General features: G+C 62.3%; 26 protein-coding genes. 13 read left to right on the top strand and 13 right to left on the bottom strand.

What is annotated here, in order from left to right:
* Positions 1-7: 7 nt before the first annotated feature.
* Positions 8-1201 carry a hypothetical protein gene (locus tag RQ479_RS08835; protein WP_376704793.1) on the bottom strand — a complete coding sequence of 398 codons (1194 nt, stop codon included), beginning with the start codon at positions 1199-1201 and terminating at the stop codon, positions 8-10.
* A 372-nt stretch (positions 1202-1573) separates the two neighbouring features.
* Here RQ479_RS08835 and parC point away from each other — a divergent pair, with 372 nt between their 5' ends.
* A complete protein-coding gene (gene parC, locus RQ479_RS08830) occupies positions 1574-3826 on the top strand; it encodes a DNA topoisomerase IV subunit A (protein ID WP_376704792.1) in 2253 nt (750 codons plus the stop codon).
* Between the two features lie 249 nt (positions 3827-4075).
* Positions 4076-5296: an AI-2E family transporter gene (locus RQ479_RS08825; protein ID WP_376704791.1), complete on the top strand. Its 1221-nt coding sequence runs from the start codon at positions 4076-4078 to the stop codon at positions 5294-5296.
* On the opposite strand, the gene RQ479_RS08820 is transcribed toward RQ479_RS08825, so the two are convergent.
* The 3 genes from RQ479_RS08820 to RQ479_RS08810 all read right to left on the bottom strand — a co-directional run bounded on the left by RQ479_RS08820 (position 5284) and on the right by RQ479_RS08810 (position 7677).
* Entirely contained in the window at positions 5284-6180 is an 897-nt protein-coding gene (locus RQ479_RS08820) for a DMT family transporter (protein ID WP_376704790.1), read from the bottom strand. The genes RQ479_RS08825 and RQ479_RS08820 overlap by 13 nt on opposite strands.
* Before the next feature lie 123 nt (positions 6181-6303).
* Positions 6304-7068: an arginyltransferase gene (locus RQ479_RS08815; protein WP_376704789.1), complete on the bottom strand. Its 765-nt coding sequence runs from the start codon at positions 7066-7068 to the stop codon at positions 6304-6306.
* 138 nt (positions 7069-7206) lie between these two features.
* The gene (locus RQ479_RS08810; protein WP_376704788.1) at positions 7207-7677 is read right to left on the bottom strand and encodes an RDD family protein; all 471 of its coding nucleotides are present in this window, start codon (positions 7675-7677) and stop codon (positions 7207-7209) included.
* A 212-nt stretch (positions 7678-7889) separates the two neighbouring features.
* Between RQ479_RS08810 and sthA the strand changes: the two genes are divergently transcribed.
* Positions 7890-9278: a Si-specific NAD(P)(+) transhydrogenase gene (gene sthA, locus RQ479_RS08805; RefSeq protein WP_376704787.1), complete on the top strand. Its 1389-nt coding sequence runs from the start codon at positions 7890-7892 to the stop codon at positions 9276-9278.
* A 9-nt stretch (positions 9279-9287) separates the two neighbouring features.
* Here sthA and RQ479_RS08800 read toward each other — a convergent pair whose 3' ends face one another.
* On the bottom strand, positions 9288-9962 hold the full coding sequence (locus RQ479_RS08800) for an alpha/beta hydrolase (RefSeq protein ID WP_376704786.1): 675 nt from the start codon (positions 9960-9962) through the stop codon (positions 9288-9290).
* A 205-nt stretch (positions 9963-10167) separates the two neighbouring features.
* Here RQ479_RS08800 and RQ479_RS08795 point away from each other — a divergent pair, with 205 nt between their 5' ends.
* Positions 10168-11343 carry an OpgC family protein gene (locus RQ479_RS08795; RefSeq protein ID WP_376704785.1) on the top strand — a complete coding sequence of 392 codons (1176 nt, stop codon included), beginning with the start codon at positions 10168-10170 and terminating at the stop codon, positions 11341-11343.
* Between the two features lie 24 nt (positions 11344-11367).
* On the opposite strand, the gene RQ479_RS08790 is transcribed toward RQ479_RS08795, so the two are convergent.
* Entirely contained in the window at positions 11368-12450 is a 1083-nt protein-coding gene (locus RQ479_RS08790) for a LacI family DNA-binding transcriptional regulator (protein ID WP_376704784.1), read from the bottom strand.
* A 164-nt stretch (positions 12451-12614) separates the two neighbouring features.
* On the opposite strand from RQ479_RS08790, the gene RQ479_RS08785 reads away from it, so the two are divergent.
* Entirely contained in the window at positions 12615-12758 is a 144-nt protein-coding gene (locus RQ479_RS08785; RefSeq protein ID WP_376704783.1) for a hypothetical protein, read from the top strand.
* Between the two features lie 63 nt (positions 12759-12821).
* Positions 12822-12965 (top strand): hypothetical protein, encoded by a 144-nt coding sequence (locus tag RQ479_RS08780; RefSeq protein WP_376704782.1) that lies wholly within the window; start codon positions 12822-12824, stop codon positions 12963-12965.
* 26 nt (positions 12966-12991) lie between these two features.
* On the opposite strand, the gene RQ479_RS08775 is transcribed toward RQ479_RS08780, so the two are convergent.
* Positions 12992-13360 (bottom strand): DUF423 domain-containing protein, encoded by a 369-nt coding sequence (locus RQ479_RS08775; protein ID WP_376704781.1) that lies wholly within the window; start codon positions 13358-13360, stop codon positions 12992-12994.
* A 53-nt stretch (positions 13361-13413) separates the two neighbouring features.
* Positions 13414-14673, bottom strand: coding sequence for a multidrug efflux MFS transporter (locus tag RQ479_RS08770; protein ID WP_376704780.1), 1260 nt, complete (start codon positions 14671-14673; stop codon positions 13414-13416).
* A gap of 195 nt (positions 14674-14868) precedes the next feature.
* Between RQ479_RS08770 and RQ479_RS08765 the strand changes: the two genes are divergently transcribed.
* Both RQ479_RS08765 and RQ479_RS08760 read left to right on the top strand, forming a co-directional pair.
* Positions 14869-15531: a GntR family transcriptional regulator gene (locus RQ479_RS08765; RefSeq protein WP_376704779.1), complete on the top strand. Its 663-nt coding sequence runs from the start codon at positions 14869-14871 to the stop codon at positions 15529-15531.
* Between the two features lie 97 nt (positions 15532-15628).
* Positions 15629-15886: a DUF982 domain-containing protein gene (locus tag RQ479_RS08760; protein ID WP_023674477.1), complete on the top strand. Its 258-nt coding sequence runs from the start codon at positions 15629-15631 to the stop codon at positions 15884-15886.
* 51 nt (positions 15887-15937) lie between these two features.
* Here the strand turns inward: RQ479_RS08760 and RQ479_RS08755 are convergent, their stop codons facing one another.
* Positions 15938-16096, bottom strand: coding sequence for a hypothetical protein (locus RQ479_RS08755; protein WP_352714860.1), 159 nt, complete (start codon positions 16094-16096; stop codon positions 15938-15940).
* Between the two features lie 123 nt (positions 16097-16219).
* A complete protein-coding gene (locus RQ479_RS08750; protein ID WP_352465521.1) occupies positions 16220-17263 on the bottom strand; it encodes an aldo/keto reductase in 1044 nt (347 codons plus the stop codon).
* Between the two features lie 281 nt (positions 17264-17544).
* Here RQ479_RS08750 and ppk2 point away from each other — a divergent pair, with 281 nt between their 5' ends.
* The gene (gene ppk2 / locus RQ479_RS08745; RefSeq protein ID WP_352472021.1) at positions 17545-18465 is read left to right on the top strand and encodes a polyphosphate kinase 2; all 921 of its coding nucleotides are present in this window, start codon (positions 17545-17547) and stop codon (positions 18463-18465) included.
* A gap of 49 nt (positions 18466-18514) precedes the next feature.
* Here the strand turns inward: ppk2 and RQ479_RS08740 are convergent, their stop codons facing one another.
* From RQ479_RS08740 to RQ479_RS08730, 3 genes are all read right to left on the bottom strand, one after another.
* Entirely contained in the window at positions 18515-19162 is a 648-nt protein-coding gene (locus RQ479_RS08740; RefSeq protein ID WP_376704778.1) for a dihydrofolate reductase family protein, read from the bottom strand.
* A gap of 402 nt (positions 19163-19564) precedes the next feature.
* Positions 19565-20596 carry a porphobilinogen synthase gene (hemB, locus tag RQ479_RS08735; RefSeq protein ID WP_376704777.1) on the bottom strand — a complete coding sequence of 344 codons (1032 nt, stop codon included), beginning with the start codon at positions 20594-20596 and terminating at the stop codon, positions 19565-19567.
* Positions 20597-20682: 86 nt separating this feature from the next.
* Positions 20683-21507, bottom strand: coding sequence for a DUF2066 domain-containing protein (locus RQ479_RS08730; RefSeq protein ID WP_376704776.1), 825 nt, complete (start codon positions 21505-21507; stop codon positions 20683-20685).
* 145 nt (positions 21508-21652) lie between these two features.
* Here RQ479_RS08730 and RQ479_RS08725 point away from each other — a divergent pair, with 145 nt between their 5' ends.
* From RQ479_RS08725 to RQ479_RS08710, 4 genes are all read left to right on the top strand, one after another.
* Complete coding sequence (locus RQ479_RS08725) at positions 21653-22696, top strand: enoyl-CoA hydratase/isomerase family protein (protein WP_352465526.1); 1044 nt, start codon at positions 21653-21655, stop codon at positions 22694-22696.
* Positions 22693-23115 carry a DUF6163 family protein gene (locus tag RQ479_RS08720; protein ID WP_352465527.1) on the top strand — a complete coding sequence of 141 codons (423 nt, stop codon included), beginning with the start codon at positions 22693-22695 and terminating at the stop codon, positions 23113-23115. Before RQ479_RS08725 ends, RQ479_RS08720 begins: the two co-directional genes overlap by 4 nt.
* 202 nt (positions 23116-23317) lie before the next feature.
* Entirely contained in the window at positions 23318-23833 is a 516-nt protein-coding gene (gene ldtR, locus RQ479_RS08715) for a transcriptional regulator LdtR (RefSeq protein WP_023674486.1), read from the top strand.
* Between the two features lie 338 nt (positions 23834-24171).
* Complete coding sequence (locus RQ479_RS08710; protein ID WP_376704775.1) at positions 24172-25425, top strand: murein L,D-transpeptidase; 1254 nt, start codon at positions 24172-24174, stop codon at positions 25423-25425.
* Positions 25426-25444: the final 19 nt, after the last annotated feature.

Raw genomic sequence — 25444 nt, 5'->3', positions numbered from 1 at the left:
ACCTCGATCAGTCTTCGTTCGCGGTAACCGTCACGCCAAGCGTTTTCGGCAGGTCGAGCGGGTTGGACATGGCGCCCGCCATGATCAGCGCGAACGGCACCGCTGCCGGCGGCTCGGCCGAGACCTCGATGCTTTGCGGATCGTCTAGGAACTTGTTGACCGCGGCCGAAACCTGCGCCGTCAGTTCCGGATTGTTGAGCTGCGCCATGCCGAAGGGCACGATCGCCTTGGCCTGGTTGGCGATGTCCTTGCCGGACATGCCTTGCTGCTTGCCGGCATAATCGAGCACCTTCTTGGTCAGCGAATCGTCGTCGAAGCGGATCGAGGCGCTGTTGAACGAAAGCTGCTGCAGCAGCCCGAGCATGGCCATGCCTTGCGCGGAATTGTCGGCGCCTTCGGGCTGCGCTGCCATCTTCTTCTGCATCTCCTGCAGTGATTTGATGACGTCGAGCGTGTAGCCGCCGAGATCGAAGGTCATGCCGAGCGTGCCGGCATTGTCGACCGATATTTCGTATTTCGACAAGTCCATCCTGCCGTCGGTAGGTTGCCAGGTGCCTTCCATCTCAAGATTGCCCGATATGTTCTGGTAGCCGAGCGCGTTGATGACTTCCTTGGACTTCGGATCTTCGACCAGCGTCAGGTCGGCAGTGAATTTTTCCGTGGTGCCGGAAAACGCCAAGGCCTTGCCGTCGGCCGGCGGCGTGATTGCGATGGCAAGCCCGTCCATCGAGAAAGCGGTCTTGTCAGCCACTTTGACTGTCATGTTGTCGAGCTCGGCCGATTTGTACATCATCAGCGAGCCCAGCGGACCGGTTGCGCCTTCGGCCGGAACCGTCATGTCGTGGATGACGAAGGGGCTGAGATTGAGCGTGACGCCGTCTTCGCTGTGTTCGAACGGCGACGTCGATACGGTCGCGATTTGATAGCCGCCATTGGCTTCGGTCACGCCTTCGAGCTTGACGTCGCCGATCTTGAGCGCCTCCTTTTCGGCCGCCGGCTTGACGGCTACGCCTTGCAGAACCATGCTGGAGGTGTCGCCGGTTACTCCGGTCCAGGAGAGGTCGACGCCTTGGGCGGCGAGGGCAGCCTTCAGCCGGTCGGCGACCGCGGTGTCCTGCGCGAATGCCGCATTCAGCGGCAGCGTCAGCAAAAAGGTCGAAAAAGCCAGTCTTTTGATAAGTGTCGAGTGTCGGATCGTCATCGAGAGCTCCCCTGAGAGTGTCCTGAAATTCTTTTCAAATCGTCGCGCCGTCACCATTCAGCGACGAACTGGACCGGAAAAAGGCGGGCCTCGGCACAATGGTCGAAAATCGCGGCCAAAGGCAAACCCGATCCATCAGGCTTGCGATAGAAGCCGGATGTAACGGATTGATGTTGGCCGGCGCTGTGACGCTTCCAATTCCTGTTGCATAATGGATGTCGCGCAAAAGGGTGCGGCGGTTTTGCGAGAACGACATGCATCAAAACAAGGACCCAAAGCGTCGCATGAGGCCGGTCGAGCGCGAGGCGCTTCAGGAGGACGCATACCGGTGTGCCTCTTGCCGCGAATCACCCGCTCGGCTAGTGCCAGCCCATGGGAAAAAGGCTTTTGCCGCCCGAGAGTGGCGGCGGCGACAATATCGAGCCGGTCGATCTGAAGAAGGCGCTGGAAGAGCGCTATCTCGCTTACGCGCTGTCGACCATCATGCACCGGGCACTGCCGGACGTGCGCGACGGGCTGAAGCCGGTGCATCGTCGCATCATGCATGCCATGCGCCTGCTGCGGCTTAACCCCGACCAGGGCTTTGCCAAATGCGCCCGCATCGTCGGCGAGGTGATGGGCAAGTTCCATCCACATGGCGACCAGTCGATCTACGACGCATTGGTGCGGTTGGCGCAGGATTTTTCGATGCGCTACCCGCTGGTCGACGGGCAGGGCAATTTCGGCAATATCGACGGCGATAACGCCGCTGCCATGCGCTACACCGAAGCGCGCATGACCGAAGTGTCGACGCTGCTTTTGGAAGGCATCACCGAGGACGCGGTCGATTTCCGCCCGACCTACAATGAGGAAGACGAGGAGCCGGCGGTACTGCCCGGCGCCTTCCCGAACCTGCTCGCCAACGGCTCGTCCGGCATCGCCGTCGGCATGGCGACCTCGATCCCGCCGCACAATGCGGCCGAGCTCTGCGACGCCGCGCTTCACCTGATCGATCACCCGGATGCGCCCGTCACCAAGCTGATGGATTTCGTCCAAGGCCCGGATTTCCCGACCGGCGGCATCATCGTCGACAGCCGTGCCTCGATCCTCGAAGCCTATGAAACGGGTCGCGGCGGCTTTCGCGTCAGGGCGAAATGGAACCAGGAGGACCAGGGCAGGGGCACCTGGAACATTGTCGTCACCGAAATCCCCTACGGCGTCCAGAAGGCCAGGCTGATCGAAAAGATCGCCGAGCTTTTGATGGCGCGCAAGCTGCCGCTGCTCGAGGATATCCGCGACGAGAGCGCCGAGGACATCCGCGTCGTGCTGGTGCCGAAGAGCCGCTCGGTCGATCCCGGCATCATGATGGAATCGCTGTTCAAGCTGACCGAGCTCGAAAGCCGCTTTCCGCTCAACATGAACGTGTTGTCGCGCGGCAAGGTGCCGAACGTGCTGTCGCTGAAAGGTGTGCTCAAGGAATGGCTGGAGCACCGCCGCGACGTCTTGATCCGCCGCTCCAAGCACCGCCTCGGCGAGATCGAGAGGCGGCTGGAGATCCTCGCCGGCTATCTGATCGCCTATCTCAACATCGACGAGTTGATCAGGATCATCCGCGAGGAGGACGAGCCCAAGCAGGTGATGATGGCCCGCTGGTCACTCACCGACACCCAGGCTGAAGCCATCCTCAACATGCGGCTGAGGGCGCTGCGCAAGCTCGAGGAATTCGAAATCCGCGAGGAATTCAACAGCCTGACCGGCGAGAAGAAGCAGATCGAGGCACTGCTTGCGTCCGACGCCAAGCAGTGGGCGACGATCAAGTGGGAAGTCGCCAATGTTCGCCAGAAATACGGGCCCGACACCGAGATCGGCAAGCGCCGCACCGAGTTCGCCGACGCGCCCGAGCATGACCTGACCGATATCGCCCACGCCATGATCGAGCGCGAGCCGGTCACCGTGGTCGTTTCGGAAAAGGGCTGGCTGAGGGCCATGAAAGGTCATCTGACCGACCACTCGGCCCTGACCTTCAAGGAAGGCGACAGCCTCAAGCTCGCCTTCCACGCCCAGACGACCGACAAGGTGTTGGTGTTCACCACCGGCGGCAAGTTCTACACGATCGGCGCCGACCGGCTTCCGGGTGGGCGTGGCCATGGCGAGCCGATCCGCATCATCGTCGACATGGACAACGACCAGGATATCGTCACCGCCTTCGTCCATGATCCAAAGCGCAAGCTGCTGCTGGTGTCGCATGACGGCAACGGTTTCATCGTGCCGGAAGAAGAAGTCGTCGCCAACACCCGCAAGGGCAAGCAGGTGATGAACGTCAAGGCGCCCGACGAGGCCCAGCGCTGCGTGAGCGTCGCCGGCGACCATCTCGCCATTGTCGGCGAGAACCGCAAGATGCTGGTGTTCCCGCTGGCCGAGATCCCGGAGATGGGGCGCGGCAAGGGCGTGCGCCTGCAGAAGTACAAGGATGGCGGTGTCCTCGACCTCAAGACCTTCACGCTCGCAAGTGGCCTGTCCTGGCAGGATTCGGCAGACCGCACCTTCACCAAATCGCGTGACGAGCTTGCCGAATGGATCGGTGCCCGCGCCTCGGCCGGTCGCATGGTGCCGAAGGGTTTCCCGAGAACTGGCAAGTTCGGGTGAAGCGGTAATCTCCCCCCTTGAGGGGGAGATGGCCGGCAGGCCAGAGGGGGTCCCCGCGCATGAAGCGCCAGCCTCCTTTGTTCGTGGTAAGGGTCGCGTCAGGACGACCCGACCGCCTCTGTCGCCTTCGGCGACATCTCTCCTCAAGGGGGGAGATTAGCAGCTCCACCCAAACATTTGGAATGTCGTCACGATTGCTGCACTATATCAGTGCATAAGCGATGCGATGGGCCAGGGAGAGTTGGGCGCTTGAAGGAAGTCGGGATACAGAAGCCGGAGCGGCAGCAGCGCCTGTTTGGCCTGTCGACGCCGCTCAGGGCCGCTGTCATTCCGCCGCTGTCGGCGGCGCGCTGGCTCCTGGTGCTGATCGTCGCCGCTGGCGTTTATTTCTTCCACGGCTTCCTGTTCCCGGTCCTTGCCGCCCTGGTGATCGCTTTCGCCAGTTGGCCGCTCTATTGGCGGTTGCTCGCTGGCGTCGGCGGCAACCGCACGATTGCCGCGACGCTTGCGATTCTGTTCATCCTGACCTTCCTGGTGGTGCCGATCGCGCTTGCCGGCACCTACGCCATCAATGAAGTGCGCGAATGGGTCAACTGGGCCATCGAGACCAACCGCTACGGTGCGCCGACGCCGCACTGGCTCGCCACCATGCCCGTGGTGGGCGAATGGCTCAATGAACAATGGACGGTCAACGTTGGCCACCCTGGCGGCATCGGCGAACTGATCCAGCTGATCAGCGGCGCTAATATCGGCAGCATCTATCGCGGCGTGCTTGCCGCCGGCGGCAGCGCCTTCGGCCTTTTGCTGACGCTGCTGTTCATGATGATCGCGCTGTTCTTCGCCTATCGCGACGGCGAGCATTTCGCCGGACAGATCGATCGCCTCGGCGAACGCATCCTGCCGGCCAGATGGGAACGGATCTCACGCGTGGTGCCGGCGACTATTTCCTCGACGGTGACCGGCATGACCGTTATCGCCATCGGCGAAGGGCTGGTGCTGGGCATCGCTTACTGGTTGGCCGGGGTGCCGTCGCCGGTGACGCTCGGCGCGCTGACCGGCATCATGGCGCTGATCCCCGGCGGCGCGCCGCTGTCCTTCACGCTTGTCTCGATCTATCTCGCGGCCAGCGGCTCGCCGATGGCCGGGCTGGCACTGTTCATCTGGGGCGCGGTCGAACTCTTCATCGTCGACAAGACATTGCGCCCGAAGCTGGTCGGCGGGCCGATAAAGCTGCCCTTCCTGCCAACCTTTTTCGGCCTGATCGGCGGAGTCAAGACGATGGGCTTTCTCGGCCTGTTCATCGGCCCGGTGCTGATGGCGCTGCTGGTCGCAATCTGGCGCGAGTGGCTGCGCGAGGTGGAACTGACCGATGAACTCGCTGCCGCCGAACCGGCGGAGCAGGATGACGCACCGCCGCAGATCGAAATTGTCGCCGAACGCGCCGCCGCGAAAAAGAATCAGGCCGGGTGACTGACGGCGAACATGGCGCGGCGCTTGCGCCCCTCGTGCAACTGCCAGAGCGAATGGCCGATCAAGGTGACGATGAGGATCGCGCCCCCGATCAGGCTATTGCGCGACGGTGTTTCGGCGAAGATCATCCACACCCAGACCGGCGCCAGCACGGTTTCGAGCAGGTAGAACATCGCCACTTCCGGCCCGGAGATGTATTTCGGGCCGTTGGCGAGGCAAAAGAACGAGATCGGCATGATGACGGCACCGTTGAAGATGATCCACCAGGGTGCGTTGACGTGAAAACCCACCTTGGAAACCATCAGGGCGGCGACGGCCAGCGGCAGGACCACTCCGATCAGCGCCGTGAAACCCATATCCTTGCCGCTGGCGCGCGAGATGGTGATGGCCGCGGCGATCATGAAAGCCGAGCATAGCGCCATCAAGTCGCCGAAGAGATGTCCGGTTCCAACGGAATCGCCGACAATGATCGTGACGCCGACGATCATCAATGCCAGCGCGGCAAGCGTCAGCGGCCGTGGCCTCTCCTTCAGGAACAGCCATGACAAAAGGGCCGCGAACATGGTTGTGAAGGCCAGGATGAAAACGAGGTTGGCGGTCGAGGTGTTGTAGACGCCGGTGATGAAGGCGATCGAGCCGAGCCCGTAGAGGCCGGCAACGATGAGCCCTGACCAGCCCGGCACAAGCTGCGGTGCCTTTGCGCTCAGCGAACGCCAGACGGCCCAGATGATCAGCGTGGCGACGAAGGTCGTGCCGGTGCGCAACAGCAGGATCGTCCATGCCTCGCCGTCGGCGAGCCGGATCAGCGGAATGTCGACGGTCAGCGTCAGCCCACCGATGGCGGTGATCAGAAGGCCTCTCTGGTGGTCGTTGTGGGAAGGCATGCGGCAATTCTCGCGATAAGCCTGGAGGCGCAAAATTGACTCGCCCGGTCTTCCAGCCGATCGGCCGGAAGCCCAGCGGCATCCTCCTCCAAACGATTTAAGAGTGAATACCGAAAGCGGAGATCAGCGCGAAACCGCTTCGTGATTGTAGCGTTCCCAGCCTTTCGGGCCGAGATGCTCCTGCGGCTGGAAGCGCATCTTATAATTCATCTTGCGCGAGCCGTTGACCCAGTAACCCAGGTAGACATGGGGCAGGCCCATCGCCCTGGCGCGGGCGATGTGGTCGAGGATCATGAAGGTGCCGAGCGAGCGGTCCTCGAAATCCGGGTTGAAGTAGGAATAGACCATCGACAGGCCATCGGCCATCTTGTCGGTGAGGGCCACGGCGATCAGTTCGCCCTGGCCCTTGCCGGTGATGAAGCTGTCGGGTCCGCGGCGACGGTATTCGATGACCTTGGTGTCGACATGGGTATCCTCGATCATCATGGCGTAGTCGAGCACGGTCATATCGGACATGCCGCCACGGCGATGGCGGGCGTCGAGATAGCTGCGGAACAGCGAATACTGTTCGGTGGAGGGTTCGGCGTCGTGCATGGCGCCGACCAGATCCGAATTATGCTGTATGACCCGTTTCATGTTGCGGCTGGCGGTGAACTCCTGCGCCAGGATACGCACCGACACACAGGCGCGGCAGGTCTCGCAAGCCGGCCTGTAGGCGATGTTCTGCGACCGCCTGAACCCGCCCTGCGTCAACAGATCGTTCATCTCCGGGGCCTTGTCGCCGACCAAGTGTGTGAACACCTTTCGCTCGAACTGGCCCTCGAGATAGGGACACGGCGAGGGCGCGGTCAGAAAGAACTGCGGCGACTGGGTCGGGTGCTGCGTCATCGAGCCTTGGAAACACTCCTGCGAATCGTTCTACCTTTGGCGCGGACGCCGAAAAATTCAACAGGATTGTGAAAGCCTGGGTAATAGGATGTCTTCACATTTGTGCGCAAAGGCTGCGGCCGCGCTTCAAAAGTCTGCTCAGCGGCCGCTGCGGCTGACGACGGTGCCGAGCAGCAGGTCGTGCAGCGTGCGCTTGCGGTCGGAAAACAGGCTCACCAGCAGGACCAGCGGCGAGAGGATGACATTGCCGGCCCAAAACAGCACCGAATGCACGACGGCGGTCAGCCCGTCGATGGGGCTGCCGTCGAGCCGGTCGAGCCGGATGCCCATCAGCTTCATGCCGGTGGTGGCCTGGTCTTTACTACCGAGCGTGTTCCAGATGTAGAGGATGGCGACGGCCGGCACGAGAATGGAAAACAGCATCCAGCCGAGGCCGAGCGTCAACAGCCCGAACAAGAACACCAGGATCGCGAATGGAATGGTGAGCAGCGCGACGATGAAATAGTCGATGACGAAGGCGAGAATGCGCCGCGTGCGCACGCCCTCATAGGCGCGGACATCTTCGAGCCTGCTGGTGATGATTTCGCCGTCGAGAACGCGAGCGTTCATGTCATTTCCTCGTAATCGAACCCGGGTTAATGCACGGGGCCGCTTCTTGGTGAAATGGTGAAGGTTAGCGGCGGAATCAAGATCGAGCCTTTCGCCGCCGTGTAGACGGCGACGGAGTGTTTGGTGCCGTCTGACTTGTTGAATTCATGGCGCGGATAGCGTTAGCTTGCTGCGGCGCAACAAAAGGCGCCGAGCCGAGGGGACGGGGCGACATGGACTACGACATGCTGGTCATCGGCAGCGGCCCATCCGGGCGCCGCGCCGCGGTGCAGTCGGCCAAGCTCGGCAAGTCGGTGCTGGTGGTCGACAGAGGCCGGCGTCTCGGCGGCGTGTCGGTGCACACTGGCACCATACCGTCGAAGACGTTGCGCGAGACGGTGCTCAACCTCTCAGGCTGGCGTGAGCGCGGCTTTTATGGACGCGGCTACCGGGTCAAGCAGGACATTTCGGTCGGCGATCTGGTCGAGCGCCTGCACAAGACGCTCGACCATGAGGTCGAGGTGCTGCAGCACCAGTTCATGCGCAACACGGTCAAGAGCGCGCGCGCCGCGGTAAAATTCCTCGGTCCCAACAAGGTCAGCCTGACCACCGACACCGGCGACTACAGCGAGGTTGGCTTCGCCCATGCGCTGATCGCGGTCGGCACCCGGCCGCACCGGCCGCGCGACGTGCCGTTCGACAAGACACGGATCTTCGACAGCGACGAGATGCTGGAACTCGACCGCCTGCCGCGCACGCTGACGGTGATCGGCGCCGGCGTCATCGGCGTCGAATATGCGACGATCTTTTCGGCACTCGACGTGCCCGTGACGCTGGTCGAGCCGCGCAATACCATCTTGGATTTCGTCGACCGCGAGATCGTCGACGACTTCATCCATCAGATGCGCGACCGCGGCATGACGATCAGATTGGGCAGCGCCGTCAAGGAGATCGCCTCGAAACCGGATTACGCCGAGGTGACGCTGGCCGACGGCCGCACCATACGGTCCGAGATCGTGCTTTACGCGGCAGGGCGTACCGGCAATGTCGGTAGCCTTGGGTTGGAAGCGGTCGGCATCGAGGCCGATCCCAGGGGCCGTATCAAGGTCGATCCGAACACCTTCCAGACCAGCGCGCCCAACATCTATGCCGCCGGCGACGTCATCGGCTTTCCGAGCCTGGCCTCGACCTCGATGGAGCAGGGCAGGGTGGCCGCCTGCCATGCGTTCGGCGTGCCGTTGCCGCCGCCGCCCGAAACCTTTCCCTACGGCATCTACGCCGTGCCGGAAATCTCCACCGTCGGACAATCGGAGGAGCAGGTGCGCGAGAGTGGTGCTGCCTACGAAGTCGGCGTGGCGCGGTTTCGCGAGACATCGCGCGGCCACATAATGGGCGTCAACACCGGCTTCTTGAAGCTTCTGTTCTCGATCGAAACACGCCGTCTGCTCGGCGCCCATATTGTCGGCGAGGGCGCGACCGAGCTCATCCACATCGGCCAGGCGGTGATCAATCTCGGCGGCACTGTCGACTTCTTCGTCAACAACACCTTCAACTATCCGACGCTGGCCGAAGCCTACAAGATCGCCGGGCTGGACGCCTGGAACCGCATGGGGCGAGGGTAGCCTCGAGGCTCATCGATCTGACGCTGCAACGGCGACTGCAGGATCCGCCAGCCATTGCCTGACGATCTCGGCGTCCGGATCGCCGATTTCATGGCCAGAGGCAATGGTGTGGGGCTCGACCTCGGCGCCATGCGAGCTCAGTAGATCAGCCAACACCGGCGCAAAAGGCGCGTAGGTCAGGTCGGCGGCGCCGGCGATGATCAACACTCGCGCCTTCGACAGGTCTGCCGGCGGCACCTCGTCGAGCACCGGCATCGGACGCAGCAATGCGGCGCGCTCGATTAGGCCCGGATGCAGCAGCATGACGCTTGAGATCACGTTGGCGCCGTTCGAATAACCCACAAAGGTCGCCCGGCTGAGATCGAAGCGGCGGCGCTTCGCGATGCCGTCGACGAAGCCCGCGAATGCGTCCGCCTCTGCACGGATGCTGGCCTGTTCGAAACGCGTCGGGGTGATTCGCGTGAACCAACGGAACCCGTGCTCCTGAGGAATGCGGCCACGGACCGCAACCAGCGCCGCGTGCGGCGCGATTTGCCGACCAAGCGGCAGCAAGGTCGTCTCGTCTACACCCGATCCATGCAACAGGAACAGCCAGTCACCGGGTGAAATGGCGGGTCGAAGGAGCCGGTAGAAAAAGCCTGAATTTTCCTGCAAAATACCGTCTTCGAGGCTCTCCTCGGCCATAGTCGCATCCTTTTGATTTCGCGTTACTTTCGTTGATTTGCCGGCTTCAAAACGAAATATTTTCAAGCTCCGCGAAAGTTGATTGAACCGGGCGCATTTCAGTCCGTTTCTTCGCCGATATAATCCCCGCGGGAGGGATCGAAGCAGTGTGCGCCGGGTGGTCGCATTGCCGCGCATGAACAACCAGCTTTAAGGCCTTTTATCGATGACCATGCCAGTTTCGCCGGAACGCGATACGCGTATTGATGTGTTCCGGGCACTCGCTCTCCTGACTATATTCGTCGACCACGTGCCGGGCACTGTTTTCGAAACCCTGACCTACAAGAATTTCGGGTTTTCGGATGCGGCCGAGGCCTTCGTGCTGATCTCCGGCATGTCCGTCGCTCTCGCCTACGGCGCCAAATTCCAACCGGGAAACCGGCTGGTTGCAACGCTGAAGATGTGGCGCCGCGCCGGCGTGCTTTATGTCACCCACATCGTCACGACGATGGTGGTCATGGCTATCTTCTGCGCAGCGGCGGTGTTTGCGAGACGGCCGGACCTTCTGACCCTGATCAACATCGAGCCGCTCGTCAGGAACCCACCACAAGTCCTGGTCGGTATCGTCACGCTCGGCCATCAGCTCGGTTACAACAACATACTGCCGGTCTATGCGGCGCTGCTGTTGATGGCGCCGGCCTTCCTGCTGTTCATCAGCTATCGGCCACTGGCGGCGCTTGCCGTATCCGCAGCCCTTTGGCTGATCGCCGGAATCTACCAGATCGCGCCGCCGAACTACCCGGAACCCGGGTTCTGGTTCCTCAATCCGCTGTCATGGCAATTGCTGTTCAATATCGGCATGGCCAGCGTGTTGCATGTGCGGCGCGGCGGCACCATCCCGGTCAATCGCTGGCTGGTCGGCGCGGCGGCCGCCTATGTGCTGACGGCGCTCGTCTGGGTGCACAGCCCGCTGTGGGGGCATGTGTCGTGGCTCGACCTGCCGGTGGTGCTGACCGGTTTCGACAAGACGTTCCTGTCGTTGCCGCGGCTGCTGCACATCCTGGCGATGAGCTATCTGGTCGTCGCCTTGCCTTTCGTCTCGAACCTGTTCCGCACCGGCCGCGACAATCCGCTCGCCATATTGGGCAAACGCTCGCTGCCGGTTTTCATCGCCGGCACGGTGATTGCCATGGCGGCGCAGGTGATGAAGCTGATCAACCCGGGCGGCATTGCCTATGACAGTCTGCTGCTCGCTGCCGGCATCGCCATGCAGTTCGCGCTCGCCTTCTATCTGGAGTGGCTGTCCGCCATCGGCTGGTCCGGCAAGGGCAAGCCGGTCCGCAACGAGGCGGCCCGCTCGTCTTTTGAAATCGGGCCGATGGCCGCACAAGCGAACCGATAGACCTGGACGGTCGATCTGCCGGCCTCAAGCTATGCTCGGCGAGGGTCCGGACGATGCCCTGACGACAAGTTCGACATCGAGCGTTTCTCGCCGCACCGTGCCGTCGAAGTCGAGGATTCTTCGCGCTGCCCGGCGGCCGATCTCGGCGATCGGCTGGGCGACGGTGGTGAGCGGAGGCTCGCAAATTGCGGCTTCAGGCACGCCGTCGAAGCCGACGACGGAAACATCGCGGGGAACCGCGATGCCCCGTGCGTTCAGCCATTCCAATGCCACCATCGCGATCCGGTCCGACATCGCCAGGATGGCGGTCGGCGGCTCCGCCGAGGCGAAGATGGTTTCGAGACCAACCCTTGTGCTCGCCTTGTCGTTTTCGGTCTCGTAGACCGGTACCTTGGCGGTGTCGACACCAAACCGGGAAAGCTCTTCGAAATAGCCGAGGAGGCGGTCACGGGTTCCGGTATAGGACGCCGTCCGGACCTGCTCGGGCGAGACAAGACCGGTGCTGTCGTCAGCGAAGGCCAGCGACAGCACGGCGAAGCGGCGATGTCCAAGTTCCGCCAGATGGCGCGCCGCGAGCCGGCCGCCGGCAACATTGTCGATACTGATCGCGGAGACCGTGTCGTCCTGCGCGCCGAGCTCAAGCGCGACGAAGGGGAGCTTTCGTTCGCGCGTCAGCTCGACGAGGCGCGGACCGCCCTCGATGCAGAAAAGGATGAAGCCGTCCACGAGGGCGCTCTGGATATTCCAGGCAAGTTTTTCCTCGTTGCCAGCCGACACGAGGGCTATTCCCGCGCCGGTGGCGTCGCAGGCTTCCGAGATGCCGGCCATCATCACGCGGGCAAACGGGTCGTCGAAGAAATAGGACAGCGGCTCGGTTGTGGCGACGCCGATTGCATTGACCTTGCCGGCGCGCAGCAGGCGGCCCTTGGGATCCGGACCGGCGTAGCCGAGCGCATCGGCCGCCGCCTTGACCCGCTCGCGGACTTCCTCGCGCACGATTTCGGGACGGCTGAAGACATTGGAGGCAGTGCCGTGCGATACGCCCGCGGCTTTGGCGATGTCCGCAAGCCGGATGGGCCTCCTGCCGCCTTCGGTGAGTGATGCCATTTGTTTGTCTCCAGGACTCCGGTCCAACAGTATCGCCAATTAACTAACACCTTCCTTGGATCGATTCAAATTTTTGCTTGACATTTATGGTGCGATGCGTATTCTTTGAATCGATCCAAGAGCGTTTTTATCCGCAGATTGGATCGATACAAGAGGAGAGTGCCATGCACCCCGTCAATTATCTGTTCGAGGACATTTACCGGAACGATTGGAGCATCCGCTCCAGTGCGGAGGCCCGTAAGGGGCGCGACAGGATCGGCCCGTGGATTCGCGACCTGCGTTTCCTCGTACAACGCAAGTGGAGCTGATCGGCGGCCTATTTTTTGTGCCCGCTGATTGGATCGATTCAAAAAGCTAGAGGAGATTAAGCCATGCACCCGATCAAGCATCTGTTCGAAGACATCTATCGCAATTATTGGGGCATCTCGCCGGCCATGGAACGGCCGGAGCGACGGCGTGTAGTCAAGACGACCAACCGCGATGGCCAAGTCCGGCCCGAGCGCCCGCGAGACTGACAGAACCGGCGAACCTGACTGCCGCGTCAAGGGCGCGGGCGCACCAGCGCCGAAGCGGCCATCACCAGCCAGCCGCCGATGAGCAGGCTGCCGCCGATCGGCGCCGACATCGGGAACAGCCGCGAGCCAAGGAAGTCGCGGGCCAAAAGATCTCCCGAGAACAGCAGAAGCCCGACGAGAAGGATGAGGCTTCCGGTTCGCAGGATGCTATTGCCACCGAGCAGCCCGACGGTAAGGAAGACCGGCGCATGCATGAGCAGGAAGGATGCGGCCGTACCGACGAAAGCGCCGCCGAGATGCGCCGCCGCCGCCGAAAGCGCCACGCCGGTTGCGCCGCACAGGCCGCCGGCAAAAATCAGAATGCGACTGCCCGCCGTCTGTTCAGCCATGCTCATTTACAAGCCTCCGTGATTCCTGGCGACCGCCTGAGATAGTGCCGCGAACCGTGTCAGGATTTGCCGGCTTCCGCCAGCATGTCGCGTTCGCGGCGCGACTGGACCAGCCAGTTATAAGCCGCTCCGCCCGCCATCAGAACGGATGTGCCGAGAAACACCGAGCGCATACCGAAATGGCCGCCGACAAAGCCGCCGAGCAACGGTCCGGCGACCTGCCCGACATATTGCGCCGAGATCGACAAGCCCAGCACATTGCCGCCGACGCCGTCGGGCACATTGTGGCGGATGACGCTGGTGATGCAGGGCAAAAGACCGCCAAGCGCCAGGCCCATCAGGAAACGCAGGCCGACGAGCTGCCAGCCCTGCGTTACGAAGGCCTGCGGGATCAGCAGCAGCGCCGAGACGGCCAGTGCGGCAACGATGACGTTCCAGTGGCCGATACGGTCGGCGAGCCTGCCGAGCCGCGACGCCGACAGGATGGCGCCGAGCGCTGCCGCGGACATGACGATGCCGGAGACCAGCGTGACCTGGCTCTGATCTTCGATGAGCTGCTGGACATAGACGGTGATGATCGGCTCGATCGACATGGTGGCGAAACTCAACAGCATGCCGGTCGCCAGCATGGCGACGACGGGGCGCTTGTCGGGAATCTGCGACCACCCGTCTTTCACTTTTCCTTGTGACGAGGCCTTGGCGGTAACCGGGCGAGGGGCCTCCTTGATCAGCAAGGTGGTTGCCAGAAACGCCAGGAAAATGACGCCGCCGGCGAGCAGGAATGTGGCGCGGATGCCAATCAGCGGCGGCAGTGCGCCGCCGAGCAGCGGACCGACCAGGGCGCCGGCGGTGATACCGGCCGACAGCACGCCCAATGCCCAGCCGGAGCGATCCTTCGGCGTCTGCATGGCAACCAGGATGGTCGAGCCCGAAGAATAGCCGCCGGCAAAGCCGATCAGCAGGCGCAAGAGCACCAATTGCCAGACGGTCTGCACCATGCCGGTCAGCGACATGCACAGCGCCATGCCGAAACTGGCGCGCACCAGCATCAGTTTGCGGCCGTAGCGGTCGCCTAACCGCCCCCACAGGGGTGCGACCAGCGCGGCAGCAAGGAAGGTGGCGCCGTAGGCAATGCCCGACCACTGGACGATCGCCGCGTGGCCCTCTGCGCCCAACTGCTCGATGTAAAGCGGCAGGAAGGGCAACAGCAGCGTCATCGCTACAAGCGTGCTGAACGAGCCGGCAAAACACACGGCGAGATTGCGACGCCAGTGGACGTTGTGCGTGCCTTGCACGGCCACGGTGGCGTCTTGCGGCATGTCCTGTCCTGTCCAGCCAGCTCGTATGAAAACTTGCTGCGGATACCATTTTGGGATACCAAACTGGTATCCGTCATGCACGCAAGGCGGGTCGCTGTCAATGCGGGCCTCTCAAACATGATCGACAAAGGGCGTAATCGGCCGACGCTGGCCAGTGACCCGATTGCCGGAACAAATGACCTGAACGGAACGCCAATGTCGCAGATGCAGAACGTCGAAAAGCAGCTTCGCGAGATGATCCTCGGGCTCGAGATCGGTCCCGGCGAGCGGCTGACGGAGCGCTGGGTCGAAAGCCGCTTCGGCGCCTCGCGCACGCCGGTCAGGGCGGCATTGCTGCGGCTCGAGACCGAAGGCCTGATCTGCCGCGACGGCCGCGGCTGGACGGTCTCGCCCATCAATCTTGCTGAACTCGAGCAGATCGCCGTCTATCGCGAGGCGGTCGAGGTCGCGGCACTCAGACTAACTTGCACCTTGCAGGACAGAAGTGCCGTCGAAATCATCGAGGCGATGCTCGATTCTTGCGACGACAAGACGCCGCGCGAGGAATGGCATCGCGTCGGCATGGATTTTCATATCGAGTTGGCGCGTCTATCCGGCAACGAGTTCCTGTTCAGAGCGGTTCGCGACGCGATGACCCGCCTGTCGCGCGCCCGCTGGCTCGAGGTTCGCGACGAGGCAGCGCTCGGCCGTGCCTGGGCCGAACACCATGCCATTCTGTCGGCGGTGCGGGCCGGCGATGCCGATAGCGCCGCCCGCCTGCTTTCAGGCCATATCATCGGCAGCCGCGACCGGCTGGTGACCTCGCTGCGCAACGACCGGCGCGGCCTCCGCGCCAGGGGATTTGCCGTCGTCGCTTGAGTTCGGATCCACGGCCATTGATGACGAAAAAGGGCAGATGAGCGAAGAAAGCTACTTTCGGCCTCGCTTCGCAAATGCCGATGGCGTAAGAGCGGCGATGGAAAACAACCGATTTGACACACCCGTGACCGTCAAGGGCGCGGCGGGAAGCAATCAGCTCTTGCGTACGGCCCGCGAGGCTTCCGACTACCTCCTCAACAATTGGCCCGGCAAGCGCAGCCCCAAGCACCGCGAAGCGTTGCAAGCCTGTCATGATGCGCTGGCCGGCGACAAGCCGGCCATGAACGCAAGACGGGCCTTCATTGCCGCCGCTCGTGAAGTGAACGTCTTCGTCAGCGACAAGGCGCCCGCCTGAGGCATAGCGGGATTTGACCGAGGCCCGGACCGCCTGACAGGCCTGATATCATCACTCGGCCGTTTCGGTGTTGGTCTGGGGCTCGCTTTCGCCCTCGGGCTTCGAGCGCTCCTTGGCCGCGACCTTGGCAGCCTGCTTTTCCGCCTTCTTGGCAGCCTTCTGCCGGTCGCGTTCCTTGCGTTCCTGACCGTAGTTCGGTGCTCGTGCCATATCGTTTCCTTTCATTGTGCTTGGCCTTTGCCTAGGAGCATTGGGCCGCAAACACAACACCGCAAGGCACGATAGGCTCCATATCTCGGCGCAGTCCGGCGAGCCCCGCTTCAGGGCGTTTTTTCAGGCGCCGTCCCGGTCGAGGACGAGATCGGCGGGCCCGAACCGGTCCTTTGCCGTGAATTGCTGGTGCCAGTAGGGATAGAGCACGGGCGGCCTGCTGACCACGTCGAGGCGTGTGCGCTCCTCGTCGCCGAGCACCAGGCTTGCAGCGGCGATATTGTCCTTGAAATGCGCTTCGGTTCGTCCGCCGATCACCAGCGAACTGACGGCGGGCCGGCCAAGCAGCCAGGCAAGCGCCACCTGCGCCGCCGACACGCCGTGGTTCTTGCCGATATCGATCAGCACGTCGACGATCCGCCACAGCCGGTCCTCGTCGCGGATCGGCGGTTCCGACCAGCCGCTGAGCTGGCGGGCAGTCGGCTGGTCACGGTGGTATTTGCCGGACAGCAACCCGCCGGCAAGCGGGCTCCAGACCAGCACGCCGAGCCCCTGGTCGACCGAGATCGGCAACAATTCATATTCGGCCTCGCGCGCTTCCAGCGTGTAATGGATCTGCTGTGTGACGAAGCGCGGCTGGTGATGACGGTCGCTGATCCCCAGCCCCTTCATAACTTGCCAGCCGGAATAATTGGAGCAGCCGACATAACGGACCTTGCCCTGCGCGACCAGCGTGTCGAGCGCGGCGATGGTTTCCTCAAGCGGTGTCAGGCCATCCCACTCGTGGAGGAAATAGATGTCGATGACATCCGTCCTGAGCCGCTTAAGGCTCCTTTCGCATTCGCGGACCAAATGGTAGCGCGACAGGCCTTCATCATTGGGGCCTTTGCCGATCCGCATGCGCGCCTTGGAGGCGATCAACACGTCGCCCTTGCGCTTGCCGCCGAGCGCCTCGCCGATGATCTCTTCCGACACCCCGTTCGAATAGACGTTGGCGGTGTCGATGACATTGACGCCGGCATCGATGCAAAGGTCGATCATCCGGCGCGCCTCGTCGAGATCGGTCTTGCCGACCGCCGAAAACGCGCCGCCGCCGCCGAACGTCATGGTGCCCATTGTCAGCGTCGAAACCTTCAGCCCGGAACGGCCGAGAGTGCGGTATTCCATGTCGTATCCTCACGATTTATCGGGAAAGGGCGTTGCAAACGACAGCCCTGAATGAACCGGGCATTTGTAGGATAATTCGTTCCGCTTGTCGCCCCGTGTTACAGGGGCAACATCGATCACATCTTCCGGATTGAACGCACAGCCAGCGCAGTAGTGGCTGCAATAAAACCGTCATTGCCGGCCTATACTAACATCGGTCCAGCGCTTCGATTTCCGGCCGCCGGGCCGGGCGGCAGAGCGCCTGACAGCGGCCGGCAAGGCCTGTAAGCGGAGCAGCGCAAATGACCGAGATAAAACAGAATTCCCCGGCCAGGGACTGGCTGGAAGCGGAACTCGCCGACACGCTCGATGAAGACTATGAGCTGGAAATCTCGGAGCCGGCGCTGTCGATGGAGATCGCCAAGATCTACAAGAATGCGCATCCGCCATCGATCGACCGCCTGCAGTATTTTCGCGATCTCATCACGCTGCAATCCGAATTGATCAAGCTGCAATCCTGGGTCGCCTATCACAAGAAGAAGCTCGTCGTGGTCTTCGAGGGCCGCGACTCGGCGGGCAAGGGTGGCGTTATCAAGCGCATCACCCAGAGGCTTAATCCGCGCATCTGCCGCGTCGCAGCACTTCCGGCGCCGACCGAGCGCGAGAAGTCGCAATGGTATTTCCAGCGCTACGTTCCGCATCTGCCGGCCGGCGGCGAGATCGTGCTGTTCGACCGCTCTTGGTACAACCGCTCGGGCGTCGAGCGGGTAATGGGCTTTGCCCAGCCGGATCAGGTCGAGGAGTTCTTCCGCGACGTTCCGGATTTCGAACGCATGCTGGTCCGCTCAGGCATTACGCTCGTCAAATACTGGTTTTCGATCACCGACGAGGAGCAGCAGATGCGCTTTTTGATGCGCATCCACGACCCGATGAAGCAATGGAAACTATCACCGATGGACCTCCAGTCGCGCGTGCGCTGGGAGCAGTACACCAAGGCCAAGGAAGAGACCTTCGCCCGCACCAATATCCCGGAAGCCCCGTGGTTCATCGTCGAGGGCAACGACAAGAAGCGGGCACGGCTGAACTGCATTGACCATCTCCTCAAGCAAATGCCCTATGAGGAGGTGCCGCACGAGGAGATCACGCTGCCGGAGCGCGTCTTCAATCCCGAATACGAGCGCCAGGTACTGCCGCGCGAACTGTATGTGCCGGAGAAGTACTGACTAAAGCGGCGAGGAGGGCGCTGCCTCCGTGGCGGCGCCCTGCAACAAGCTAGGTGCGCTCGATGATGACGTGCGTGGCCTTCGGCGTCGCGACCTGCTCGCTGCAGCGATAGCCGAGCTTGGGCGTATCGATGCCGGCAAAAAGGCTCTCGCCGGCGCCTAGCAGGACCGGTGAGATCGCCAGATGCATTTCGTCGATGAGCTTTTCCTGGAGATATTGCCGGATCGTGGCGACGCCGCCGCCGAGCCGTACGTCCTTGCCGTCAGCCGCTGCTTTCGCCTTTTGCAGCGCTGAGTGGATGCCGTCGGTCACGAAATAGAAGGTCGTGCCGCCCTCCATGACAATGGGATCACGTGGATGGTGCGTGAGCACGAAGACCGGCACATGGTAGGGCGGGTTGTCACCCCACCAGCCTTTCCAGCTGTCATCCGGCCATTCGCCGCGGATCGGCCCAAACATGTTGCGGCCGAGGATCCATGCGCCGACATTTTCGAAGCTGCGTGCCGCGAACGCCTCATCAGTGTCCGTGGTCCCGCCATCCTTGCCGAGGACCATCTTGCGGAAGGTGCGGGTGCCGAACATCCATTCGTGCAGGGCTTCCCCGCCAACACCCAGCGGGTTCTTCAGGTCTTGGTCGGGACCGGCGCCGAAGCCGTCGATCGACAGGGTGAAAGCGCTGACGCGAAGTTTGGACATGAGAGCCTCCTCGATAACCAATTGTGAGATGCAAGCAGTCATCGGGGTAGCTTAACTGATTGCATTTTGCAAGCGGTATTTTGAATCGCCGGTGGGGCGATCACTTCCAAATCATGTTGGAATAACCAATCTCAATGTCGGCGCCGCCCCTCATCCGCCTGCCGGCAGCTTCTCCCCGCATAGTGACGGGGCGAAGGGGCTGGCCGCAACGTCGGCGATGTTTTGCAACGCTGGAGATTGGCGAAATCTTTTGCGAACGCGTCTTTCTCCCGGTCACTTTACGGGGAGAAATGCCCGGCAGGGCAATGAGGGGCAGCGTAAGCCTGAAGCGATTGTCCTGCGGCGGCCATGTCGCGTTTTGGACGAAGGAGCGCTACTCGATGTAGACGCTACAAAGGCGCATCACCCCCTCAGCATCGCCGCCACTTCAGGCGCGAAATAGGTCAGGATGCCGTCGCAGCCGGCGCGCTTGAAGGCGAGCAGCGATTCCAGCATCGCCTTTTCGCCATCGATCCAGCCATTGGCGGCGGCGGCCTTGATCATCGAATATTCGCCCGAGACCTGATAGGCGAAGGTCGGCATCTGCAACTCGTCCTTCAGCCGCCGGATGATGTCGAGATAGGGCAGGCCGGGCTTGACCATCAGCATGTCGGCGCCCTCGGCGAGATCCTGCTCGGCCTCGCGCACCGCTTCGTCGGAATTGGCGTGGTCGATGTAGTAGGTCTTCTTGTCGCCCTTGAGCAGGCCGGCGGTGCCGACCGCCTCACGATAGGGACCGTAAAAGGCGGACGCGAACTTGGTCGCATAGGACATGATCGCTACATCCTGAAACCCATTGGCGTCGAGCGCATCGCGGATGGCGCCGATACGGCCATCCATCATGTCCGAGGGCGCGATGATGTCGGCACCCGCGGCCGCCTGGATGACGGCTGCTGCCGTCACCTGTTCCACCGTCTCGTCATTGACGATGATGCCGTCGCGCAAGATGCCGTCATGGCCGTGCGAGGTGAACGGATCGAGCGCCGCGTCGGTGATGATGCCGATCTCCGGTACCGCGTGCTTGATGGCGCGGGTGGCGCGGTTGATGATGTTTTCCGGATCGAGGATGTGCGAACCGGTCTGATCGCGCAGGCCGAGCTCGACATTGGGGAAAGTGGCGATCGCCGGAATGCCAAGCTTAGCCGCGCGCTCAGCCTCCTTGACGGCGAGGTCGAGCGACAGGCGGAAGACGCCGGGCATGGCGGCGATCGGTTCGCGCACTTGTCTGCCGTCGACGACGAAGATCGGCCAGATCAGATCGTCGACCGAGAGCCGGTTCTCCTGGACAAGGCGGCGCGACCAATCGGCCTTGCGCATGCGCCGCAGCCGCCGGCTGCCGGTGATCTCGTCGACGCTGCGCGCGCCGGCAGGCTTTGCAGGGGTGAATTTGTTCATCGCAAAAACTCCGGATCGGCGGCTTTTACCACGAGCCTTCCCCGCTGACCAATGCGACACGATTGTGCCAGTGCTGGTTCAAAACCTTACTCTGGCGCGCCGTTGCCGGACAACACCTGCGCCGCGCCCCGCATGGCGACGCGGAATGCCTCGTCGAAGCTGACGCCGTGCACTTGCCATTTGTAGCTCTTGCCCTTCATGACAAGCCGCCAATCGGCGACCCAGCCAAGTTCCTTATCGCGCCAGATGATGCTGCCGGCGAGCGCCTGGTCGGCGCCGGCTTTCCTCGCAAGCTGGTCCAATGTCGCCATGTCGGCATGGCTGAGGCTTCGGTCGTCCAGCTTTGAGGCGGAGAGCTGCGACGCTGCGGGAAACACAATCCGCATGACCAGTGGACCGGTGGCATTGGCAAAGGATTCGCGCATCGCCGCTCCGCGCTGATCGTCCGCGGTCAGCGCGAAATGTCTCGCGCCTTGCTCCGCGGTGAGGAAAATCGCCAAGCGTGGCCGCTCGGCAAGCCATGGCTTGCTGCCAAGCCCGGCAAGCACGGGATCTATCACTTCGGGCTTATAAAGGCAGGTGAGATCGTGCGGTCGGTCGTGGGTGCCCTGTTCGTCATGGACCGGAATGCCTTCGAGACGATCATGATAGCGGAATTCGGCAACGAAGCTGCCGGCCTTGTCGCGCAGCGCCGCCATCTCAGCTCTCTTCGGCAGCCGCTGATCGCCGGACACACGAACCAGCACCGCATCGAGGCAGGTCTTGAAACCGATATGCCTGTTGACCTCGCCCTGGCCGGTGACGATGGTCTGCGATTGATAGAGCTGGTCGACGGTTTCGGCCGATACGGGAGGAGTGTTCGCAGCGATCAGGCCGACCACCACAACAGCAAGGCGCGGCAACCAAGGCATGGTTCAACCTTCCGGTTCAAAGCGCCAGCATTAGCACTGGGTGACGCCGACGACCAAGCAGCGGATTGGGCGCCGCCATTGACGCGGCCATGCGCCACGCTTTAGCACTTCACTCCCGGCGGGCGCGGGGAGGGATTCTCTGGCGATGGATTTTGGCGGAGGCGACGAGATTCGCTTCGAAAGATTGGGCAGGGCCGGCGTCGTCACGCTGACGCGGCCGCAGGCGCTCAATGCCGTGACCCACCGCATGGTCAAGGCGCTGGACAAGGCGCTGCGCAGTTGGGAGCGCGACGACGGCGTCGACGTTGTCGTCGTCAAGGCCGAGGGCAGGGCGTTTTCCGCAGGCGGCGACATCCTCCACATCTACGAAGCCGGCCGCGCAGGAAAGCCTCCGGTCGATTTCTTCGTCGATGAATACCGGCTGAACGCCCGCATCGCCCGCATCAAGAAACCCTATGTCGCGCTGATCGACGGCATCGTCATGGGCGGCGGCGTCGGTATCTCCTTCCATGGCTCGCAGCGGGTGCTGACCGAGAACGCCCAGTTTGCCATGCCCGAGGTCGGCATTGGCTTTTTCCCGGATGTTGGCGCGAGCCATCTGTTGCCGGATCTCGGCGGCAGCTTCGGCATGTATCTGGCGCTGACCGGCAACCGCATCCGCTATGGCGACGCTTTGTGGTCGGGCCTCGCCACCCATACGATCAAGGCGGAGGACCAGGCCGGCTTTCTCGACCGTCTGGCGGAAAGCGGCGACCCGGAATCAGTGCTGCGCGGTTGCTTCATCCCGGCCAGGCGCGAGACCGACAGGCCGACACTGGAGGCCATCGCCCGGCATTTCGCGCAGCCGTCGCTGGCCGATATCGTCGCCAGTCTGGAGCGGGCAGCCACTGCCGACGAGTTCGCGGCAAAGACGCTGGCCACCATCCGCACCCGTTCACCGACCAGCCTGCATGTTGCATGGCGCCAGATCAGCGCCGGGCAGACGCTGTCGATGGACGAGTGCATGAAAATGGAGTTTCGTATCCTCAACCGCATGCTCGCCGGGCACGACTTCTATGAAGGCATCCGCGCCGCCATCATCGATAAGGGCTCGACGCCGCAATGGCGGCCGGCAGGCATCGATGACGTCAGCGCCGCCGACGTCGACGCCTATTTCGCACCGCTCGGCGAACGGGAACTGAAGCTGTGAGCGAGGTCGCCTCGAGACGCGTGGTGCTGCAGCCCTCGACGGTCGAGGTCATCTTCGCCTGGTTTCAGCGCGTCATCGCCGGCTACTGCCTGCTGTTCGGCATCTTGTACTGGATCCGGCTGATCGGCTTTTACCCCGGCCCGTTGTGGCGCTTCGACCTGATGCCGGTGCACTGGCAGGTAGCGGCGGTGGTGCTGGCGGTGTTTTTTCCATTCGCTGCCGCCGGCCTCTGGATGCTGGCGTCCTGGGGGCCGGTGATCTGGTTCATCTGCGCGGTGACCGAGAGCGTCATGTATGCCGGCTTCCCCGAGCTGTTCGGCCACCGGCCGCTGATCGTCGCCTCGCACGTTGCGGTGGCGCTGCTCTACATCGTGTTCCGCGTGGTGATCTGGATCCAGAAACGGCAAGCCCGGCGATAGCAATTCCGGCCAGGATCGTTGGCTAAATCTTTAGGTTAATTATCCTTGCTCGGGTGACCGTCCGTTAAGCCTCTTTCGAAACCCTTTACCGGTAAGCTCTTGTTAGCCTTGGCGTTTAAGTCGAATTTTATGAGTATTCGATAGTGTCGCGATCAAGGTGAAGAACAAAAAATCACCGGGCGACAAACGAGAGGCAAAGACAATGATCAATTCGCGTCCGGCGGCGAAGACCGCCAACGTATCCGATGACCGCCGCGAGGCGATCCGTTCGCTGTATATGGAATCGCTGCAGCTGGTCGAGCGGCTGCATCGCCGTCTGCTTGATGTGATCAAGGACGAATTCGACCGCAACGGCCGCTCCGACATCAACGCCATCCAGGCGCTGCTCCTGTTCAACATCGGCAATTCGGAGCTGACCGCCGGCGAACTGCGCTCGCGCGGCTATTATCTCGGCTCGAATGTCTCCTACAATCTGAAGAAGCTGGTCGATCTCGGCTTCATCAACCACCAGCGCTCGCGCATCGACCGCCGTTCGGTGCGGGTTTCGCTGACTCCGAAGGGCAATGAGGTGGCAGAAGTCGTCGCCGGCCTTTACGAGCGCCATGTCGGCTCGATCGAGCAGGTCGGCGGCATCAACACCGAAGAGTTCAAGCAGATGAACCGCGCCCTGCAGCGGTTGGATCGGTTCTGGAACGATACGATCGCCTATCGGATGTAGTCGCATCCGCCGCAGCAAGATCTGAAGCTGGACCACGGAAGCGCTGCCGCGGAGCAGACCAAAGGCCGGTGCCGAAAAGCACCGGTCTTTCCGTTTCGTCAGGCCGGCCGATCCAAATTCGAGCAACAGCCACGTTGCCGCCATATTCCAGTGGAACCGAAGATGCGGGTGATGCTGGGGCCAAACCCGTGCATTTGTCCTGTGCTCAAATCACTTCCCATGTGTTTTTACACCGAAGTGATGCGGGCCATGGTTGGCTAATTGTTAAGAAGCCAACTCTAGAGTGCGGGCGAGACCGCCCGGTGAGTGGAATTGTAGCAAGAATGTCTGGACCGTCCATGAGAACCAGCCGCCGTTTCTTCCTTTCAGGGGCCTCCGCGCTCGCAGCCGCTATGGTCGCCGGCCGAGCCAGTGCGCAGGATGTGATCGGGGATATCCTGAAATCCTCGGCCCGCGGCAATTGGGACGACCAGTTCGACGCGCGCCCCAGCCAGGGCGGCAAGGTTGCCTCGACGCTGCCGATCTTCAGCCTGCAGACCGTTTCGTTTACCGAACAGGCGGTCGCGCAATACCAGAACATCGTTGCCCAGGGCGGCTGGGAGCCGGTTCCCGACACCAAGAAATTGCAGCTCGGCGTCGATGATCCCGACGTGGTCCCGCTGCGCAAGCGCCTGATGATTGCGGGCGATCTGGCGCAGAGCGCCGGCATTTCGACAGCCTTCGATTCCTATGTCGACTCGGCGGTCAAGCGCTTCCAGGCGCGTCACGGCCTACCTGCCGACGGGACGCTGGGCCAATATTCTTATGCGGCGATGAATGTTTCGGCGCCAATTCGTCTCGGCCAGTTGCAGACCAATCTGCAGCGGCTGCGCGAGCGCGCCGGCACGCTGGGCAACCGTTACGTGCTGGTCGACATTCCAGGCGCCCAGATCGAAGCCGTCGAGAACGATCGCGTCGTGCTGCGCCATACCGCAATCGTCGGCAAGATCGACCGCCAGACGCCGATCGTCAATTCCAAGATCAACGAGATCATCGTCAATCCCTACTGGAACGCGCCGGTCTCGATCGTACGCAAGGACATCATTCCGCTGATGCGGAAGGACCCCAACTATCTCAAGGACAGCCACATCCGTCTGTTCGCGCCGGATGGCAGCGAGGTTGATCCGCTGACAGTCGACTGGTCGACCGACGACGCCGAGAAGTACCGCTTCCGCCAGGATCCGGGTGCTGGCAACGCGATGGCCTCGGTCAAGATCAATTTCCCCAGCCCGGACGGCGTCTACATGCACGACACGCCGCAGCAGAGCCTGTTTGGCAAGATGATGCGCTTCGATTCCTCGGGCTGCGTACGCGTCCAGAATGTGCGCGATCTCGTCACCTGGATTTTGCGCGACACGCCGGACTGGAATCGCCAGCACTTCGAGGCGGCGATCAAGAGCGGCGAGAACGTCCCGGTGCAGGTCACCAATCCGGTGCCGGTCTATTTCCTCTACATCTCGGCCTGGTCGACGGGGCCGGGCGTGGTGCAGTTCCGCGACGACATTTACGGCCTCGACGGAGCCAACGAGCTGCAGATCACATCCGCGCTCTAAGCAGCTGAGTTCATTTGCA

Source organism: Mesorhizobium sp. ISC25, from assembly GCF_042295465.1.
In the GTDB taxonomy this organism is placed as follows: Bacteria; Pseudomonadota; Alphaproteobacteria; order Rhizobiales; family Rhizobiaceae; genus Mesorhizobium.
Note: the sequence above shows the minus strand (reverse complement) of the source record. Positions and strands in the feature narration are given on the sequence as shown.

Excerpts from the sequence above, each read along its gene's own strand:
- hemB (WP_376704777.1), bottom strand. The coding sequence starts at position 20,596 with ATGAACAAATTCACCCCTGCAAAGCCTGCCGGCGCGCGCAGCGTCGAC.
- RQ479_RS08770 (WP_376704780.1), bottom strand. The coding sequence starts at position 14,673 with ATGCCGCAAGACGCCACCGTGGCCGTGCAAGGCACGCACAACGTCCAC.
- RQ479_RS08785 (WP_376704783.1), top strand. The coding sequence starts at position 12,615 with ATGCACCCCGTCAATTATCTGTTCGAGGACATTTACCGGAACGATTGG.
- RQ479_RS08765 (WP_376704779.1), top strand. The coding sequence starts at position 14,869 with ATGTCGCAGATGCAGAACGTCGAAAAGCAGCTTCGCGAGATGATCCTC.
- parC (WP_376704792.1), top strand. The coding sequence starts at position 1,574 with ATGGGAAAAAGGCTTTTGCCGCCCGAGAGTGGCGGCGGCGACAATATC.
- RQ479_RS08775 (WP_376704781.1), bottom strand. The coding sequence starts at position 13,360 with ATGAGCATGGCTGAACAGACGGCGGGCAGTCGCATTCTGATTTTTGCC.
- RQ479_RS08710 (WP_376704775.1), top strand. The coding sequence starts at position 24,172 with ATGAGAACCAGCCGCCGTTTCTTCCTTTCAGGGGCCTCCGCGCTCGCA.
- RQ479_RS08760 (WP_023674477.1), top strand. The coding sequence starts at position 15,629 with ATGGAAAACAACCGATTTGACACACCCGTGACCGTCAAGGGCGCGGCG.
- RQ479_RS08815 (WP_376704789.1), bottom strand. The coding sequence starts at position 7,068 with ATGACGCAGCACCCGACCCAGTCGCCGCAGTTCTTTCTGACCGCGCCC.
- sthA (WP_376704787.1), top strand. The coding sequence starts at position 7,890 with ATGGACTACGACATGCTGGTCATCGGCAGCGGCCCATCCGGGCGCCGC.
- RQ479_RS08810 (WP_376704788.1), bottom strand. The coding sequence starts at position 7,677 with ATGAACGCTCGCGTTCTCGACGGCGAAATCATCACCAGCAGGCTCGAA.
- ppk2 (WP_352472021.1), top strand. The coding sequence starts at position 17,545 with ATGACCGAGATAAAACAGAATTCCCCGGCCAGGGACTGGCTGGAAGCG.
- RQ479_RS08790 (WP_376704784.1), bottom strand. The coding sequence starts at position 12,450 with ATGGCATCACTCACCGAAGGCGGCAGGAGGCCCATCCGGCTTGCGGAC.
- RQ479_RS08800 (WP_376704786.1), bottom strand. The coding sequence starts at position 9,962 with ATGGCCGAGGAGAGCCTCGAAGACGGTATTTTGCAGGAAAATTCAGGC.
- RQ479_RS08725 (WP_352465526.1), top strand. The coding sequence starts at position 21,653 with ATGGATTTTGGCGGAGGCGACGAGATTCGCTTCGAAAGATTGGGCAGG.
- RQ479_RS08795 (WP_376704785.1), top strand. The coding sequence starts at position 10,168 with ATGACCATGCCAGTTTCGCCGGAACGCGATACGCGTATTGATGTGTTC.
- RQ479_RS08835 (WP_376704793.1), bottom strand. The coding sequence starts at position 1,201 with ATGACGATCCGACACTCGACACTTATCAAAAGACTGGCTTTTTCGACC.
- RQ479_RS08820 (WP_376704790.1), bottom strand. The coding sequence starts at position 6,180 with ATGCCTTCCCACAACGACCACCAGAGAGGCCTTCTGATCACCGCCATC.
- RQ479_RS08750 (WP_352465521.1), bottom strand. The coding sequence starts at position 17,263 with ATGGAATACCGCACTCTCGGCCGTTCCGGGCTGAAGGTTTCGACGCTG.
- RQ479_RS08755 (WP_352714860.1), bottom strand. The coding sequence starts at position 16,096 with ATGGCACGAGCACCGAACTACGGTCAGGAACGCAAGGAACGCGACCGG.
- RQ479_RS08740 (WP_376704778.1), bottom strand. The coding sequence starts at position 19,162 with ATGTCCAAACTTCGCGTCAGCGCTTTCACCCTGTCGATCGACGGCTTC.
- RQ479_RS08730 (WP_376704776.1), bottom strand. The coding sequence starts at position 21,507 with ATGCCTTGGTTGCCGCGCCTTGCTGTTGTGGTGGTCGGCCTGATCGCT.
- ldtR (WP_023674486.1), top strand. The coding sequence starts at position 23,318 with ATGATCAATTCGCGTCCGGCGGCGAAGACCGCCAACGTATCCGATGAC.
- RQ479_RS08780 (WP_376704782.1), top strand. The coding sequence starts at position 12,822 with ATGCACCCGATCAAGCATCTGTTCGAAGACATCTATCGCAATTATTGG.